Source organism: Streptomyces sp. NPDC107550 (assembly GCF_055639095.1).
Genome location: NZ_JBVKBC010000011.1, coordinates 68,183 through 85,252, shown reverse-complemented (window position 1 = coordinate 85,252; position 17,070 = coordinate 68,183). Strand labels below are relative to the sequence as shown.

The window sequence follows — 17,070 nt, the reverse complement described above, 5'->3', positions numbered from 1 at the left end:
GTGCCGCGCGGGCGCCGCCGCCCGTTCCCGGCAGCCGGGAACAGCGGGCGTCAGTCGACGCGTTCGGACTCGTGCCAGCCCGCGTGCAGCGCCCGGTACTCCTCCGCGGTCACCTTCGGTACGTACGTGCCGGGCCCGTACATCGCGCGGGCGAGCCGGGCCCGTAGCCGCTGGCGCACGGTGAACCGGCGGGCCACGCCGTTCTCGTCGACGCGCGGCCCCAACTCGTAGGGCACGGGCTGCTCGTGGGAAGTCAGGGTGTACAGCTCGCCGCGCGTCAGCGGCTCGTGGACCTCGATGAACTCGCCGTGCGGCAGCATGCGGATCATGCCGGTCTCGCGGCCGTGCAGGGTCTTCTCGCGGTCGCGGAGCTGAAGTCCGTTGCACACACGGTGCGTCACGAGATAGGCGAGGGCGGGGACGACGAAGAACCCGATCCGCACCGACCAGGTGATGGCGTTGATGGACAGGTGCAGGCGCGTAGCCACGATGTCGTTGCCGCCGCCGACGAGCAGGACCCCGTACAGGGCGAGCCAGGCGACACCGAGGCCGGTGCGCACCGGGTGGTTGCGGGGGCGGTCGGCGACGTGGTGCTCGCGGCGGTCGCCGGTGACCCACGCCTCGACGAACGGGTACACCGCCATCACCATCATGATCAGCGGGAACAGGGCGAAGGGGAGGAACACGCCGAGTTCCAGCGTGTGGCCCCACAGATTGATCTCCCAGCCGGGCATCACCCGGATCAGGCCCTCGGAGAAGCCGAGATACCAGTCCGGCTGGGCGCCGGTGGTGACCAGATCCGTACGGTACGGGCCGAACGCCCACACGGGGTTGATCGTGGCGACGGCGGCCATGACCGCGAGGACGCCGAGGACGAGGAAGAAGAAGCCGCCGGCCTTCGCCGCGTACACCGGCAGGAACGGCGCGCCGACCACCTTGCGCTCGCCGCGCCCGGGCCCCGCGAACTGGGTGTGTTTGTGGTGGAAGACGAGGATGAGGTGCGCGGCGACCAGGCCGAGCATGAGCCCGGGCAGCAGCAGGATGTGGATCGGGTACAGCCGCGCGATGAAGTCGTCGCCGGGGAACTCGCCGCCGAACAGGAACATCGACAGGTACGTACCGACGACGGGCACCGCGAGGACGGCGCCCTGCGCGAACTTCAGGCCGGTGCCGGACAACAGGTCGTCGGGGAGCGAGTAGCCGGTGAGGCCCGTGACGATGCCGAGCATCAACAGGGTCCAGCCGAACAGCCAGTTCAGCTCGCGCGGCTTGCGGAACGCGCCGGTGAAGAAGACCCGCATCATGTGCGCGAGCATCGCGGCGACGAACACGACCGCGGCCCAGTGGTGGAGCTGCCGGATGAGCAGCCCGCCGCGCACCTCCATGCTGATGTCGACGGTCGAGGCGTACGCCTGCGAGACGACGACGCCCTTGAGCGGCACGTACGTACCGTCGTAGACGACCTCGGCGGTGCTCGGCTGGAAGTAGAGGGTGAGATAGACGCCGGTGAGGACGAGGATCAGGAAGCTGTAGAGGCAGATCTCGCCGAACATGAACGACCAGTGGTCGGGAAACACCTTGCGCATCTGGGACTTGGCGATCGTGTAGAGCCCGAGCCTGCTGTCGGCCCAGTCGGCGACGCGCTCGCCGGCGGGCCTGTCTCCTCGGGCGCGTCCGCGTTCCTCGCTCATACCGCCCCCCTTGTCGGGTCCTCGTCACAGGACGAGGTCCTGTCAGCGTAGAGCGGGGCCCGCGGCTCGGACAGAGGGCGTTCGGGGGTGCTTTCGGGGCTCTCGGGGGGTGCCTTCGGGGTGTGCGTTCGGGTGTGCCTTCGGGGCGTGCGTTTGGGGGTGCCTTCGGGGTGCTTCCGATGCGGGCCGTCGGGCGCTTCGGGCGGGGACGCTGAGGGGGGCGGAGGCCGGTCGCGGCGGGCGGGTGCGTCACCGAGCGCATCGATCTTGTAACTGTGCCCGCGACCGCGCTACCCGGCCCCCGTCCCCCTCGGCACAATGAGCCGCATGTCTGCCTCTACGGAGTTACCGGACCTGGAGTTGTCCGACGGCACCCGCGTGCGCTTCCTGCTGGACGCGCCGGGGACACCGGCCGCGCCCGGCGGCGGCGCCCCCGACCCGGGCGCCCCCAACCCGGGCGACGACGGGCCCGATCTGCCGGAGGGCATGGGCGCCGCGGTGCCCGTCTCGCGCGGCGGCCAGGCGGTGGCGTCGTTCGCCACGAGCGCGCTGCGCCAGAGCCTGCGCCCGCTCGGGCCGCTCCTCGAAGAGGTGCACGACGCGATGACCGGCACCGCCAACCCGCCCACGGAGATCACCGTCAGCTTCGGCGTCCAGGTCGGCGGCGACCTCAAGATGGGGATCGTGGGCGGCTCCTCGCAGGCCCATCTGAGCGTGACCGCCAGCTGGTCCCCGGCGGCGCGGACGGACTGACGGCGTGGGGCACTGGTTCCGGCCGCCGACCGCGGCCGGCGGGAGGGAGCGGGCCGCGATCCCGGTCACCGTACGCGGCCCCGAGGGCGGCAAGGCCAGCGGCGCGGGCCTGATCATCGGCCCCGGGCTCGTGCTGACCTGCGCGCATGTCGTCAACGACGCGCTCGACCGCGACCAGTTCGACATGCGGCAGCCCGCACCGCGCCCGGTGCAGGCCGTCGTCCACGGCGAGCAGGCACTCCCGTACGCGGCGCACGTCGCCTACTGGGTGCCGCCGCGCCGCGCCGACGGCGGTCCGGTGCGCGCCGGCGTGGACCCCGAGTGGCGGGGCGATCTCGCCGTGCTGCGCCTGGACACCCACGAGCGGCTGCTGCCCGCACCGCCGCACCGGACGGCGATGCGGGCCGGGCAGGAGGTGCGCGCCTGGCACGGCGGCGGCCACGACAGCACGTTCGCCGACGGCACGGTCACCGCCTGCGACGGGCGGATCGGCTACGTCGACGGGCAGCCCACCGGCATGGCCATCGGGCCCGCCTACAGCGGCGGCCCGCTGTGGAGCGACGACGAACGGGCCGTCGTGGGCCTGGTCGTCGCCGCGTTCCTGCCGGCCGGCGGCGCGACGGCGCGGCACCATCCGCAGCACGTCGTACGGCGGAGCTGGGCCGTCCCCTGGCAGCAGGCGGAGCGCGAACTGCGTGCCGTGGGCGCGCTGATCGACGTGCCCGGTCCGCGGCCCGAGGTGGACGAGACGGCGTTCGCGCTGCTGTCCTCGGCGCTGGACAGCGCGCTGCCGTCCGGGATGAGCCGGCTGGAGGCGGCCCGGGACATCGCGCAGGCGTGCGATGTGTCCGTGGGCAGTGAGGTGACGCCGCCGAGCGTGTCGGAGTTCGTCGGGTTCCTGCTGTCGGCGCCGCGCGCGCTGCCCGCGTTCAGCGAGTGGCTGCGCCGCCGCTATCCGACGATGGCGGACGCGGTCCTCGACGCGGGCCGGCTCGCGTCGGGCCCGCTGCTGCTGACCCGCCGTGAGCACACGCAGTTGCACCAACTGCTCTCGGCGCTCGGCCCCGGCACCCCGGCGCGGCTCGCGGAGGCGGTGCGGGCGGCGCTGCCCAAGGCGGCGCGGCTCGACGGGACCGGGCTCGACGCGCTCCTGGACCGGATCGAGCCGCTGGACGGCGACAGCCGCTCCGAGGAGGGCTCGCCCCGCGTGCCGGGCCTGCTGCGGGTCGTGGAGTACCTGGCGGCGATGCACTCGGAGACCCAGCGCTCGGGCCTGCACCTGTGGAACGGGGCGGTGGCCGGGCGGCTCGGCATCCCGCACTCGGCGCTGGCGGAGCGCCGCTCGGACGCCCGCGAGTGGGCGCAGTCGCAGCGCAGGCGGGCGGCGCGGGCGCGGCTCCTGGTGGAGATCGGGCAGGTCGCGCACGAACGGTTCCGGATGCGGGTGTGGTGCGACGAGGGCGCGGGCCCGCGCCAGGTGTCGACCCAGTCCACGACCACGTACACGGGCACCGAGGCGGCGCGCGAGATCCTGCGCACGCTTGAGGCGCTGGCACTGTCGTGCCCCGACGAGAGGCGGCCGATGGTGGAGGTGCTGGTCGACCGGGCCGGGCTGAACCTGCCGGTCGACGAGTGGGAGGGCAACCCCGACGACCTCGTGCCGGGGGTGCTCGGCGCGGAGTTCCCGCTGACGGTCAACTGCCCTGAGATCAGGCGCCAGTACGAGCGTTTCACGCCGGACTGGCGGCGGCGCTGGCAGCGGATCGACTCGGGCGGCACCCTCGTCGTGCGCGGCCCGGACGCCGACGCGCGGTCCGTGTACGGCACGCTCCTGGAGGACTCCGAGGCGGTGCGGGTCGCGGTGGACGTGCCGCGTGAGGCGCGGGAGGCGATCGTGCAGGTGTGTCTGGCGGTGGGGGTGCCCGCGGTGGTGTGGGACCGGCATCCGGCGCCCGAGTCGCACGCCGTGCACCATGTGGGTCCCGTGCCGACGCGGGAGTTGCCCGACGGGGTCCGCGCCTACCGCGCGAAGACGGTCTCCAGCCCCGCCGACCATCCGGGGCGGCCCGTGCTGGCGTGGGCGGACGCCGACCGGTCCGTGCCGCGGCTGCATCTGTCGGAGCCGCAGGAGACGACGCCATGAGGGGGCCGGCCCGAAATCCGGTGCGGCGCGGTGTCAGGTGGCCGGGGCGTGCCGCGCGTCCTTGTCCGTGGGAGCCGGCCCGGCGCGGGCCGGGAGTCCTGTCGTGCAGCCCCTGTTCCCCGGTCGTGTCCGTCCAGCCCGTGCGACGAAAGGACCGCGATCCGCGATGACCCACCAACCCGGCGCTGAATGGCGGCTGTTCAAGGGCGACGGCGTGCCGCGTGAGGTGACGCTGCCACCCGCGCCGCCCTGGCGCGGTTTCGCGTCCGCCGAGCAGACCGGCGAGGGGAGCGGTGAGAGCGGGCCCGCGCGCCCCGAGCCGTATCTGATCAGCCAGGAGCACGCCGACGTGGTCAACGCGGCGCTGCATCTGCGCCGCCCGCTGCTCGTGACGGGTCCCGCGGGCACCGGCAAGTCCTCGCTCGCGCGGGCCGTGGCGAGCGAACTGGGCCTCGGCGAGCTGCTGCGCTGGCCGGTCAACTCCCGTTCCACGGTGCGGGAGGCGCTGTACCAGTACGACGCGATCGGCCGGCTGCGCGAGACGTCGCTGAGCCGCGACCGGGGCGAGGCGGAGCCGTCCATCGGTACGTTCGTGCGGCTCGGGCCGCTCGGCACCGCGCTCGTGCCCGCCGACCGGCCCCGCGCGCTGCTCATCGACGAGATGGACAAGGGCGACATCGACCTGCCCAACGACCTGCTGACCGTGTTCGAGGACGGCGTCTTCGAGATCCCCGAACTGGTCCGGCTGCCCGAGGGCACCGACGAGGTACGGGTGCACACCGCCGACCACCGCGAAGTGGTGACGGTACGTCACGGACGGGTGCGGTGCACGGAGTTCCCGGTCGTCGTCATCACGAGCAACGGCGAGCGGGACTTCCCGCCCGCGTTCCTGCGCCGCTGCATCCGGCTCGACCTGCCGGTGCCGGACGAGGACCGGCTGCGGGCCATCGTGGAGGCCCATCTGCCCGGACAGCTCGCCCAGGTCGATGAGTTGCTCACCCAGTTCCTCGACCGGCGGGCCGCGCAGGAGCTGGCCACCGACCAGTTGCTCAACGCCGTGTTCCTGCGCAAGGGCGGTGTGGACGTCGGCGCCCGCAGCCTCCTCGAAGCGGTGCTGCACCGGTTGACGGGCTCGGTATGACCGCGCCGGGCGCGGATTCCGGGCACGGCGCGGGCGAGCGGATCGCCGCCGCGCTGCGTGTGCTCGCCGCGTCCGGCGCCGATCTCGACGCGCAGGAACTCCTCGACGTGCTCTGGCTCGCGCCCCGGCTGCCGGCCACGGAGGCGGCGCCGCTGCACCCGTACGCGATGCCCGAGGCGCCGCCCGACGAGGACGCCGGGCCCCGTCCGAGCCCCGCGCCCGGACCGGATGCGCCGCCGGGCGAGCGGCCGCCGGTGACGCGATCCCCGTACACGCAAGGCGAGTTGTACGCCGCCGCGCTGCCGACGCCCGATCTGCGGGCGCCGCGCGCCGGGACGGGCGACGGCCGCAGCGGGCGGGGCGGTGACCGGCCCGGGGGCGGTGCGCAGAAGCCCGCCAGGCCGGTGCGGGTGCCGCAGAGCCGGTCGGCGGTCGAGCAGCTGGCGGTCGGCCGGTCGCTGCGGCCGCTGCGGCGGCGCCAGGACAGCGCGCACCGCTTCGAGGTGGACGAGGAGCGCACGGCGGCGGCGCTCGCCGAGTCCCGGCTCCCGGACGCGGTGCTGCGGCCCGCGCGGGAGCGCTGGCTGCGGCTCGTCCTCGTCGTCGACGACGGCCTGTCGATGCTGCTGTGGCACCAGGTGGCGACGGAGGTCAAGCTGCTCATGCAGCGCCTCGGCGCGTTCGCCTCCGTGCGCACGGTCGGGCTCGACAGCCGCGCGGCGGGCGGCCCGCACCTGCACACCCGGCCGTTCCAGCGAGGCGGCGTGCCCGTCTCACCGGCCTCGCTGCTCGACCACTCGGGCCGCACCCTGATCCTCGTCGTCAGCGACGGCATGGGGTCCGCGTGGCGCGGCGGCGCCCTGCACGCCGTACTGGACCGCTGGGCGCGGCGCGGACCGGTCGCGCTGCTGCACACGCTGCCGCCGCCGCTGTGGGAGTCCTCCGGGATCCGGGCGGAGCGCTGGCGGGCCACGACGCGGCGGGTCGGCGGCGCGAACACGTCGTGGGAGATCACCGACCCGCTGCTGCCGCCCGACCTCGCCCGCTTCGAGCGCGCGCCCGTCCCCGTCCTGGAGCCGACCGCCGGTTCGCTCGGCGCGTGGGCGGCGCTGCTCGCGTCGCCCGGCGGCAGCGCCGACCTGCCGCTGCTGGCGCCGCCCGCCCGGCACACGCCCGCGCGGGCGGCCCGGGGGCGGGACAGCGTGCAGCACTTCCGGGACTCCGCGACCCCGGAGGCGTACCGGCTCGCCGCGCATCTGGCGGCCGTCGCACCCGTGTCCGTGCCGGTGATGCATCTCGTGCAGCAGGCCGTGCCGTGGCAGGCCCGCACCTCGCATCTGGCGGAGGTGTTCCTCGGCGGCCTGGTGCGCCCGCACCCCGCGCCCGAGACCGATCCGCTGCCCAAGCACCGGGTGTTCGAGTTCACCGACGAGGCCCGCACCGCGCTCCTGGACGCCGTGCCGCACGCCGAACTCCTGCGCACAGGACGCCGGATCGGGCGGCAGCTCGAACAACTGGCGGGCCGCAACGCCGACTTCCCCGCCTGGCTCGCACAGCCCGACGGTTCGGCGGTCGTACCGCCCGCGCACCGCCCCTTCACGACGGTCGAGCAGCGGCTGCTGCGCCGCTTCGGCGTCGGCACAGGACCGGGCACCGGCGCCTCCCCCGCCACGGCCGCGCCGGACACCGACCGCACCGACGACTGGGCCCCGCTCGCCGCCGACGACCCGCGCAGGCTCGGCGCGTACCGCCTGGTGGGGCGCAGGCGCGGTGTGCGTACGGTGGTGTATCTGGCCCGCGACGAGAACGGCGACCCGCTCGCCGTGCGCACCCCGCGCACCGGCGGGCCGCCCGGCGGCGAGGCCGCGCTGCGGGTCGAGGCGGAGGTCCTCACCCGGCTCGCAGGGCGGTGCGCGCCCCGGCTCATCGGCACGGGCACCGACGCCGGGCGGCCCTGGCTCGCCATGGAGCTGCTCGCCGACGACGACGCGCCGAACGCCCAACCGCCGCGCCTGACCGACCTGTTCACCCGGGCGCTCGCGGCGGGCGCCACCCCGTTCGACACGCTCCAGTCCCTCACCGTCGGCCATCAGCTCGCCAGCGCGGTGAGCACCTGCCATCTCGACGGGGTGGTGCTCGGCGAGTTCGGCGCGCAGAGCGTCATGGTGCTGCGCCGCAACGTCGTCCTGTGCGATGTGTCGGACAGTGTCGTCGACGGCGCGTACGAGGGTTCCGGTCACCGGCCGACACGGGCCGACGACGTGCGGGCGCTCGGGGAGGTGCTTCAACTCGTCGGCAGCAGACGGCAGTCCAGCCTGCCGGGCCTGTCGGACGGCATGCATCTGTGGCGGGGCGACACCTGGGAGCCGCTGCGGCGCATGGTGCTGCGCTGCCTGGCCGAAGATGCCGCGCGGCGGCCGTCGGCGGGCGAGGTCGAGGACATCTTCGCCCGCTATCTCGCCCTGCAGAACCCGACCGAGCCCCTGGCTGGTGAAGTCCCTTCCACCACTGTTCCGTTGGCGGTCCCCCGCACGGACGCGCCGCCCGTCGACAGCGCCGAGGTGCCGAGGCTGCGCCGGCGCGGGCGTGGCCGGAACGTCGAGGCGATGGTCGGCACGGTGTGCGCGCCGCGCCAGTACACGCGGCGCGTCACCCTGATCGGCGCCCACCCCTACAGCGGCCGCTCCACGGTGACGGTCGCGCTCGGCTCGCTCGTCGCGGTGCTGCGCGGCGAGCCGGTGCTCGCGGTCGACGGGGCGCCCGAGCGCGGCTCGCTCGCCGAGTACCTGCCCGGCGACCGCAACCGGGCGACACTGCGCGACATCGCCGCCCTGCCCGGCGGCGCCCCGTACGAGGAGATCCGCGCATGCACGACACGGCTGCCCTCGGGCCTGGAGGTCGTCGCCCACCGGCCCGGCCACTTCGCACCCAGCACCACGCATCCGATGCAGTACGCGCGTCTCGTCGCCGCCGCCGCGCCCTACTACCCGGTGCTGCTCACGGACTGGGGCGGGCGGCGGCTGCACTCGGGCGCGGACCCGGTGCTCGGACTCACGGACCGGCTCGTCGTGTGCTGCACGACGAACGAGGAGTCCACCTGGTCGGCCGCGAGACTCCTCGACGAGCTGCGCGAGCGCGGGCACGGGACCCTCGTGGACCGCGCGCTGGTCGTGGTCTCGCAGACCGAGGGTCCTGGCGCCCCGAGCGAGGCGACCCTGACGTGGCGGCTCGAAGTGCCGCGGGACCGCTGGCTGCTGCTCCCCTTCGAACCGGCCTTCGCGGGCCCCGGGTTCCCCGCGCTGCGCCGCCTCGGCCGCAAGACGGTCACCGCGTTCACCCAGCTCGCGGCGCGGCTGCTGGGTCCGGGGTGAGCGGGGCCGCGGGTTAGTCTTTTGCGTCCCGCGGCCGGTGCGCCACGGGACGTACGTGTCCGCGCAGACAGAACGGTTCGGGGGCTGAGGATGAGGGACGGCGTGGTGGCGGGGTCGGCGACGGGCCCGTGGGCATGGTGAGCGCCGCGGACGGCACCGCCGGGGGCCCGTCCGGGTCCGCCGGGCCATCCGGTCCGCCCGGATCGCCGGGCGGGTCGCCCGACCTGCCGATAGCCGGGGCCGGTACGGGGACTGCCTGGTCGTCCGGTACGGGGACTGCCGCGTCCGGGGCGGTCGTGGTGCCGCCGATGCCGAGTGAGCCGCCGGGGGTGGTCGGGCCACCGCCCGCTGTTCGGCTGCCGGAGCCGCCCGCGCCGTTCGCGGGGGCGCGGGGGGCTCAGGGGGCGGATGTGGCGCGGCGGGCGGAGGCGGCGGCGCCCGTGTTCCCGGCGCCGGAGCCGGTGGCGACCGTGGATCCCCGGCTGGCGGGGGCGGCCGGGAAGGCGGTGCACGGCGACTCGGTGGCCCGGCGCACCGGACGGTCCCTGCTGCGGCTCGCACCGGTCGCGCACGGCGAGGGCGAAGAGAGCACCCTCGTAAGGGAGTTGCGGCAGCCGGTCGGGATCGGGCGGGTCGTCGCGGTGACGTCCATCCGGGGCGGCGTCGGGAAGACGACGGCCGCCGCGCTGGTCGCCAGGGCGCTACAACAGGCGCGCCAGGACCCGGTGTTGGCGCTGGAGGCGGACGCGGCGCTCGGGACGCTCGCGGTGCGGATGGGCGCGGAGTCGGTGCGCTGGTCGTGCGCGGACCTGGCCCGCATCCTCACGCCGAAGATGCATCTGCTGGACATCACGGGCTACTTGGTGCCGTTGCCGGACGGCGGCTGGCTGCTGCCCGCGAGCCAGGGGCGGGTCGGGCCGCCACTGGACGTACGCACCTACCGGACCGTCACGCTCGGGCTGCGCCGCCACTTCGCGGTGACCGTCGCGGACTGCGAGACGCTGCCGGGCGAGGTGGCGCGTACGGCGATGGACACCGCGCACGCCCGGATCGTGGTCGCGCCGATGACCGTGGAGGGCGTCGGCGGCACGCGCGTCGTCCTCGACTGGCTGGCGGGGCTGCCGCACGCGGCGCTGTCCTCCACGGTCGTCGCGCTCACCTCCGCCGCGCCCGACCAGAACCTGGACCTGGCGTCGGCGGCCGCGCACGTACGGGAGACCGGCGTCGGCGTGGTCCATCTCCCGTACGACCGGCACCTCGCGGCCGGCGGCCCGATCCGTGACGACCTCGTCGCCACGGGCACGCGGCGGGCGGCGCGGCGGCTGGCGGCGGAGGCGCTGCGGCGGGCGGTACGGGGGCGCTGAGCGCGCGGGGCGGTCGGGCTCAGCAGCCCTTCGCCAGGGGTTCCACGCTGACGCGGGCGTGGTCGTCGGCGCCGTGGACGCGGCTGTAATCGGCGGGGCGGACGCGGAACCAGACGTCGTCGGCGCCCTTGTGGCCGCCCACGTCGTCGAGGCGCACGCACCAGCGTTCCCTGCGGATGACACGGCGGTACGTCTCGGTGCCGTGGCGCTTCTTCGCGCAGTGGCGGCGGTGTTCGGTGCTGTACCAGGTGCGGGTGCGGCCGTGGGTGCGCTTGGTGTGCCTGACCTTGCGGTTCGTTGTCGTGCAGGTCCTCACCAGGTGGGGGCGGCGGGAGCGGGTGGTGCGGCGGGTGACGTGGCGGACGGTGTCGCGCAGGCCCGTCACCTTGGTGGGCTCGTCCGGGTGCCGGTCGGTGTTCTGGCTGGTCGCCGAGCCGTTTCTCGCGCCGGGGTGTGGGGGGTCGGTGGTGTCCGGGGTGGTGCCGCAGGCCATCAGCACGGCCGCCAGCACGATCGTCAGTCCGGCGAGCACCGGACTCCGCTTCCTGGACATAGCTCCTCTTGGTGTACATGCCATGGGGTGAACGGGCAGGGTATCCGATCCCCCGGGCGCCAGGGTGAGCGGGCGGCGCGGGGCGGTTCCAGTGCCCCTGGGTGTGAACGAGTGCCTCCGCCGGCGGACCCCCTCTGCTCTCGTCGCGGCTGATCGCGCAGTTCCCCGCGCCCCTGGGGTGAGTGGGTGGCTCCGGCCGGTGGACACCCTCGACTCTCGTCGTGGCTAGTCGCGCAGTTCCCCGCGCCCCCGGGTGAGTGGGTGGTTCTGCCGGTGGGTCTCCTCGACTCTCGTCGTGGTTGCTCGCGCAGTTCCCCGCGCCCCTGGAGGGGCGACTACGTCGCACCCTCCTCCTGGGGAGCTGGGGCGAAGCCCCGCTCCCTCAGGGGCGCGGGGAACTGCGCGAGAAGCCCCACGCACCCGCAGAAAACAACGCACGATCGTGCCCCGAAGGGGCGCGGGGAACTGCGCGGCCAGCCCACCGCCCGGCGAAGGTGAACGACAAGCCCAGGTGGCAGCCCCGTAAGGGGCGCGGGGAACTGCGCGACCAGCCACCACCGGGCCGCAGGTGAACGACGACGACCAGAGGCCGGCCCGCGATCACCCCGTTGCCGAAACGCTGAAGTGCCCCCACATGCGACGCCCGCCCCCAACAACCCGCCCCGCCCCGCGAACCCGTACCGCCACCACATGGACGACCCGCCCGCTGGAAGCGCAGAGCCGGAGTTCGAGGTCCCCCGGGTCCACGACGCGCTGCCCGTCGGCCCCGGTGTAGGCCGCGAGATCCGCCGGCACCCTCATGTCGACCCGCGCCGACGCCCCCGCGTCCAACCGCACCCGCGCGTACCCGATGAGCCGCATCTCGGGCCGGGCGACCGAGCCCACGGGGTCATGGAGGTACATCTGCACGACCTCCGTACCGGCCCGCGCCCCGCGATTGCGTACCGTCATGCTCACCTCCACCTCCCCGTCGGCCGTCATGTCCGGCACGTCACACCTCGGCGCGTCCCACGTGAACGTCGTATAGGACAGCCCGTGCCCGAACGGGTACAGCGGCGTCGGGTCCACCGAACTGGCCTGCCCATGCTGTCCGAGCGGCGGCACGAGATAGGGCGCGGGCTGCCCGCCGGGCTCACGCGGTACGGCGACGGGCAGCCGCCCGGACGGTTCGACGCGCCCGGAGAGCACCCCGGCGACGGCCGCCCCGCCCTCCTGCCCGGGGAAGAACGCCTGGACGACGGCGGCGGCCCGCTCGGCCCACCGCCCGAGCGCGTACGGCCGCCCGCTGAGGACCACCAGCACGACCGGCACCGGGCCTGCCAGCACCTCGTCCAGCAACGCCCCTTGTTCATAGGGGAGTTCGAGGTCGGGCGCGTCGCAGCCCTCGCCGGACGAGCCGCGTCCGAACAGGCCGGAGCGGTCCCCGACGACGGCCACGCACACGTCGGCGTCCGCGTCGTCGTCGACGAACCTGGCGCCGGGGAACTCCGCCCGCAGCGCCTCGGCGAACGTCGGCACGTCGACGCCCAGCGGCAGCCCGGGATGGTCGACGCCGACGTGCCGGGGGAAGGTGTAGCAGCCGAGCATGGCGGCCTGCTCGTCGGCGAGTTGTCCGCGTACGCGGATGCGCGCGCCGCCGGGCAGGGGCAGCACCCCGGAGTCGTTGGCGGCGAGGACGACGGACTCCTCGGCGACCTCACGGGCCAGCTCCCGCAGGTGCGGCGGGTCGAGGTCGACGGCGCCGGTGGGCGCGGGCGGCTCCCAGTCGGGGTCGAGGAGCCCCAGTTCGCACTTCTGCGTGAGGACGCGCAGCGCGGCCCGGTCGAGCGGCCCGGCGGGCAGCGGATGCGCGGGGTCGTAGCAGCGGGCGGTGGGCAGTTCGACGTCGACGCCCGCTTCGAGGGCGATCCCGGCGGCGGCCCGCGCGTCGGCGGCGACCTTGTGGGCCTCTTCGAGCAGGGAGATGCCGAAGTAGTCGGAGACGACGGTGCCGGTGAACCCCCACTCCTCGCGCAGCACCCGCGTCAGCAGCGCGGTGTGGGCGTGGGCGGGCAGGCCGTCGATGTCGTTGTAGGCGGGCATGACGGACCGGGCGCCGCCCTCGCGGACCGCCATCTCGAACGGCGGCAGGACGACGTCGGCGAGTTCGCGCGGTCCGATCGGCGCCGGAGCGTGGTTGCGGGCGGCGCGCGAGGCCGCGTACCCGGCGAAGTGCTTGAGGGTGGCGACGATCCCGGCCGACTGCAGTCCCCGTACGTACGCGGTGGCGACGGTGGCGACGAGGTGGGGGTCCTCGCCGATGGTCTCCTCGGTGCGGCCCCAGCGCGGATCGCGTACGACGTCGAGGACGGGCGCGAGCCCCTGGTGGACGCCGGCGGCCCGCATCGAGGCGCCGATGCCCGCGGCCATCCGCTCGATCAGGCCGGGGTCGAAGGTGGCGCCCCAGGCGAGCGGGGTCGGGAAGACGGTGGCCTGCCAGGCGGTGAACCCGGTCAGGCACTCCTCGTGGACGAGGGCGGGCAGCCCGAACCGGTTGCCCGCGCGGACGGCGCGCTGGATGCCGGCGAGGCGGGCGGCGCCCTCGGCGGGGGCGACGGGCGCGGTGCCGTAGGGCCGGGTGAGCTGGCCGAGGCCGTACGGCAGCAGCGCGTCGAGGGCGGCACTGCGGGAGGCGAAGTCGTGCTGGCCGGGGGCGACATCGGCGCCTTCGGTGTCGGCGCCGAGCCAGACGCTGGTGAGCTGGGCGGTCTTCTCCTGCGGGGTCATCCGGGCGAGCAGGTCCGCCGCCCGGACGTGGGCGGGCAGGGTGGTGTCCTGCCAGGGCTCGGCCATGGATCTCCTCAAGTGCGCTGCGGGTACGGGGAGTCGGTGCGGGGCACACGGTCAGCCCTTGGTGGCGCCGAGGGTGATGCCGCCGATCAACTGCCTTTCGGCGACGGCGTAGAAGGCCAGGGCGGGCACCATGGCGAGGACGAGGTAGGCGAAGACGCGGGCGACGTCGGTGGCGTACTGGCCCTGGAACTGCTGGACGCCGACGGGGATCGTCCACCACGTCTGGTCGCTGAACACCAGGAGCGGGAGCAGGAAGTTGTTCCAGCTCCCGACGACGGAGAGGATGGAGACGGTGCCGAGCGCGGGGCGCGCCATGGGCAGCAGGACGCGCCAGAAGAAGCCGAACGGGGTGCAGCCGTCGAGGGTGGCGGCCTCCTCCAGTTCGCCGGGGATCTCGCGGAAGAAGCCGCGCAGGATGACGAGGGTCATCGGCAGTCCGAACGCGGCTTGCGGCAGGATCACGCCCCACGGGTTGTCGAGCAGCCCGAAGGTGCGCAGGAGGACGAACAGCGGAAGGATCGCCACCGCGAACGGGAACATCAGCCCCATCGTGAACAGGGTGAACAGCAACTCCCGCCCACGGAAGGCGAACCGGGCGAGCGGATAGGCGGCGAGCGCGGCGGCTCCGACGGTGAGCAGGGCCGTACCGAGGGCGATGAGCGTGGAGGAGCCGAGCATGCGCCAGAACGCGCCGGAGGCGAGCACGTCGGTGTAATGGGAGGTGACCCACGGCGAGGGCAGGCCGAGGGGGTCGGCGGAGAGCTGGTCGGTGGTCTTGAACCCGGAGACGACCGCGTAGAGCAGCGGGGTGACCATGACGGCGCCGACGAGCCACACGGTCACGTACAGGGGCAGGGAGCGCAGGCGGCGGCGCGGGCCCGCGCTCATCGGGCGGCTCGCATGGTGGTGAGGGCTCCTTCGGTGTCGCGGCGCAGCACGGCGCGCTGGTAGACGATTCCGAAGACGAGGCTGATGAGGAACAGAGCGATGCTGAGGGCGCTGGCGTAGCCGATCTCGTACCGCTTGAACCCGTACTGGAAGAGGGTGACGGCCATCGTCTCGGAGTGGTGGTCGGGGCCGCCCTGGGTGACGACCCAGACCAGGTCGAAGAGCTGGATGGCGCCGATCACGGAGAGGAACGCGCTGACGCGCAGGGTGGGGGCGAGCAGCGGCAGGGTGATGTGGCGGAAGCGCTGCCAGGGTCCGGCGCCGTCGATGCGGGCGGCTTCGTGGAGTTCGGCGGGGACGCCTTGCAGTCCGGCGAGGTGCAGCATCATGTGGAAGCCGAAGTACTTCCAGGTCATGACGAGGAACAGGGTCGGCAGGACGTGCCGCTGGTCGGCGAACCACAGGCCGCCGAGCCCGTCGAGTCCCACGGCGCCGAGGACGTGGTCGGCGAGACCGTCCTGCGGCGCGAAGATCATGGAGAAGAGGACGCCGGTGATGACTTCGGAAAGGACGTACGGCGCGAAGAACAGGGCGCGGTACAGGGCGCGTCCGCGCAGCCGCTGGTTGAGCAGGACGGCCATGGCGAGGGCGAACGGCAGTTGCAGCCCGACGGAGAACGCGACGAGCAGCGCGCCGCGTGTGAGGTCGCCGAGGAAGACGGGGTCGCGCAGCAGCCGGCTGTAGTTGCCGAGTCCGGTGTAGTCCGAAGGGGCCCCGAAACCGCCCCAGTTGAAGAGGGAGACGTACAGGGCGTACAGGATCGGGACGAGGACCAGCGCGCCGAACAGGACGAGCGCGGGCAGGGTGAAGGCGTAGGCGGTGAGCAGGTCGCGGGCCCGGCGCCGCCTGCGGGACGCGGTGGGCGCCGGTGGCGCGGCGGTGCTCGTCGCGCGCGCGGTGGCGTACGGGGTGGCCGTCCTCGTCACTGGGACTTCGCCACCTGGGTGACGGAACGGGTGACCTGCTCGGGCGACTTGGAGCCGGCGATGAGCGCGGCGACCGAGTCGTTGATCTCCTGGCCGAGTGCCGGCGGGTACGCCTGGTCGAGGTAGAGCTGGAAGCCGGTGGCCTTGCCGAGCGCGTCGGAGACGGACCGCAGGTTGGGGTCGGTGAGGGCGTCGGTGGCGGCCTTGGCGACGGGCATCATGGCGCCCTTGGAGACGAGGACGCGGTCGGAGGCCGTGGAGACGAAGAAGGTGAGGAAGTCGATGGCGGCCTTGGGGGCGCCCTTGCGGACGGCGTAGCCGTTGCCGCCGCCGAAGATGTCGCTCCGGGCGCCTTTGCCGCCTGCGACGCCGGGGAAGGGGAAGAAGCCGAGGTCCTTGCCGATGCCCTTGCCCGCGTCGGACTCGACGGAGGGCGCCCACTGGCCCATGAGTTCCATGGCGGCCTTGCCGTTGCCCATGGTGGCGGCCTGGCCGTCGGGGCTGGAGTAGGCGGCGCCGAGGAAGCCCTTCTGGAACGGCTGGAGCGCGACCAGCTCCTTCAGGTGGCGGCCCGCGCGGACGAAGGCGTCGCCGGTGAAGTCCTTGGCGTCGGCGGCCTTCTGCATGGCGTCGACGCCGGCGATGCGCATGGCGAGGTAGGCCCAGTAGTACATGCCGGGCCATTTCTCCTTGCCGGCGAGGGCGAGGGGCGTGATCCCGGCGCGCTTGAGGGCGCGGACGGCGTCGAGGAAGTCGGCCCAGGTGGCGGGCGGGGCCTTGACGCCGGCGCGGGCGAACAGCGCCTTGTTGTACCAGAAGCCGACGGCGCCGATGTCGAAGGGGACGCCGTACGTCCTGCCGTCGAAGCGGTACGCCTTGAGGGAGACGGGGACGAGGGAGGCGTCGAGCGCGCCGACGTGCGGGGTGAGGTCTTCGACGAGACCCGCGTCGATCTGCTGGCGCAGGACGCCGCCACCCCAGGTGTGGAAGATGTCCGGCAGTTTTCCGGAACTGGTCAGGGCCGTCAGTTTCGCCTTGTACGCGTCGTTCTCCAGCGGCACGATCTTGATCCGTACGTCCGGGTGCGCGGCCTCGAACGCTCGCGCCCGCTCGGGCCAGACGGTCTTGGAGGGCTCGGTGGTCTGGATGTGCCACCACTCCACGACGGTCCTGCCCTTGCTGTCGGTGGTGGCGGACCCGGAGCCCGAGCAGGCGGAGAGCCCGGCCGCGCCGAGGCCCGCGGCGGAGGCCGCCTGGAGGAAGCGGCGGCGGGACGGGGCGTGCGGGGCGGCGGCTCGTTCGAAGGACGGCATGGCACACCTTCCGGAAGTGTTCCGAAATATTTCGG

11 protein-coding genes are annotated in these 17,070 nt (G+C 74.1%); 5 read left to right on the top strand and 6 right to left on the bottom strand.

What is annotated here, in order from left to right; translation table 11 throughout:
• Positions 1-50: 50 nt before the first annotated feature.
• Positions 51-1,691: a cytochrome bc1 complex cytochrome b subunit gene (qcrB, locus tag ACZ7LY_RS17250; RefSeq protein ID WP_471625426.1), complete on the bottom strand. Its 1,641-nt coding sequence runs from the start codon at positions 1,689-1,691 to the stop codon at positions 51-53.
• 327 nt (positions 1,692-2,018) lie between these two features.
• On the opposite strand from qcrB, the gene ACZ7LY_RS17245 reads away from it, so the two are divergent.
• From ACZ7LY_RS17245 to ACZ7LY_RS17225, 5 genes are all read left to right on the top strand, one after another.
• Positions 2,019-2,444, top strand: coding sequence for a CU044_2847 family protein (locus tag ACZ7LY_RS17245; protein ID WP_471625425.1), 426 nt, complete (start codon positions 2,019-2,021; stop codon positions 2,442-2,444).
• 4 nt (positions 2,445-2,448) lie between these two features.
• Positions 2,449-4,587 (top strand): VMAP-C domain-containing protein, encoded by a 2,139-nt coding sequence (locus ACZ7LY_RS17240; RefSeq protein ID WP_471625424.1) that lies wholly within the window; start codon positions 2,449-2,451, stop codon positions 4,585-4,587.
• A 166-nt stretch (positions 4,588-4,753) separates the two neighbouring features.
• Positions 4,754-5,728 carry an AAA family ATPase gene (locus ACZ7LY_RS17235; RefSeq protein WP_471625423.1) on the top strand — a complete coding sequence of 325 codons (975 nt, stop codon included), beginning with the start codon at positions 4,754-4,756 and terminating at the stop codon, positions 5,726-5,728.
• Complete coding sequence (locus ACZ7LY_RS17230) at positions 5,725-9,099, top strand: SAV_2336 N-terminal domain-related protein (protein ID WP_471625422.1); 3,375 nt, start codon at positions 5,725-5,727, stop codon at positions 9,097-9,099. The genes ACZ7LY_RS17235 and ACZ7LY_RS17230 overlap by 4 nt, the downstream gene beginning before the upstream one ends.
• Positions 9,100-9,407: 308 nt before the next feature.
• Positions 9,408-10,463, top strand: coding sequence for a nucleotide-binding protein (locus ACZ7LY_RS17225; protein WP_471625421.1), 1,056 nt, complete (start codon positions 9,408-9,410; stop codon positions 10,461-10,463).
• 19 nt (positions 10,464-10,482) lie between these two features.
• On the opposite strand, the gene ACZ7LY_RS17220 is transcribed toward ACZ7LY_RS17225, so the two are convergent.
• From ACZ7LY_RS17220 to ACZ7LY_RS17200, 5 genes are all read right to left on the bottom strand, one after another.
• The gene (locus ACZ7LY_RS17220; protein WP_471625420.1) at positions 10,483-11,016 is read right to left on the bottom strand and encodes a hypothetical protein; all 534 of its coding nucleotides are present in this window, start codon (positions 11,014-11,016) and stop codon (positions 10,483-10,485) included.
• Between the two features lie 600 nt (positions 11,017-11,616).
• Complete coding sequence (locus ACZ7LY_RS17215) at positions 11,617-13,848, bottom strand: beta-glucosidase (protein WP_471625419.1); 2,232 nt, start codon at positions 13,846-13,848, stop codon at positions 11,617-11,619.
• Positions 13,849-13,899: 51 nt separating this feature from the next.
• Positions 13,900-14,736 (bottom strand): carbohydrate ABC transporter permease, encoded by an 837-nt coding sequence (locus tag ACZ7LY_RS17210; RefSeq protein WP_471625418.1) that lies wholly within the window; start codon positions 14,734-14,736, stop codon positions 13,900-13,902.
• Positions 14,733-15,722, bottom strand: coding sequence for a carbohydrate ABC transporter permease (locus ACZ7LY_RS17205; RefSeq protein ID WP_471625417.1), 990 nt, complete (start codon positions 15,720-15,722; stop codon positions 14,733-14,735). Before ACZ7LY_RS17205 ends, ACZ7LY_RS17210 begins: the two co-directional genes overlap by 4 nt.
• Positions 15,719-17,035, bottom strand: a complete 1,317-nt coding sequence (locus ACZ7LY_RS17200; RefSeq protein WP_471625416.1) for an extracellular solute-binding protein — start codon at positions 17,033-17,035, stop codon at positions 15,719-15,721. The genes ACZ7LY_RS17205 and ACZ7LY_RS17200 overlap by 4 nt, the downstream gene beginning before the upstream one ends.
• Positions 17,036-17,070 lie beyond the last annotated feature (35 nt).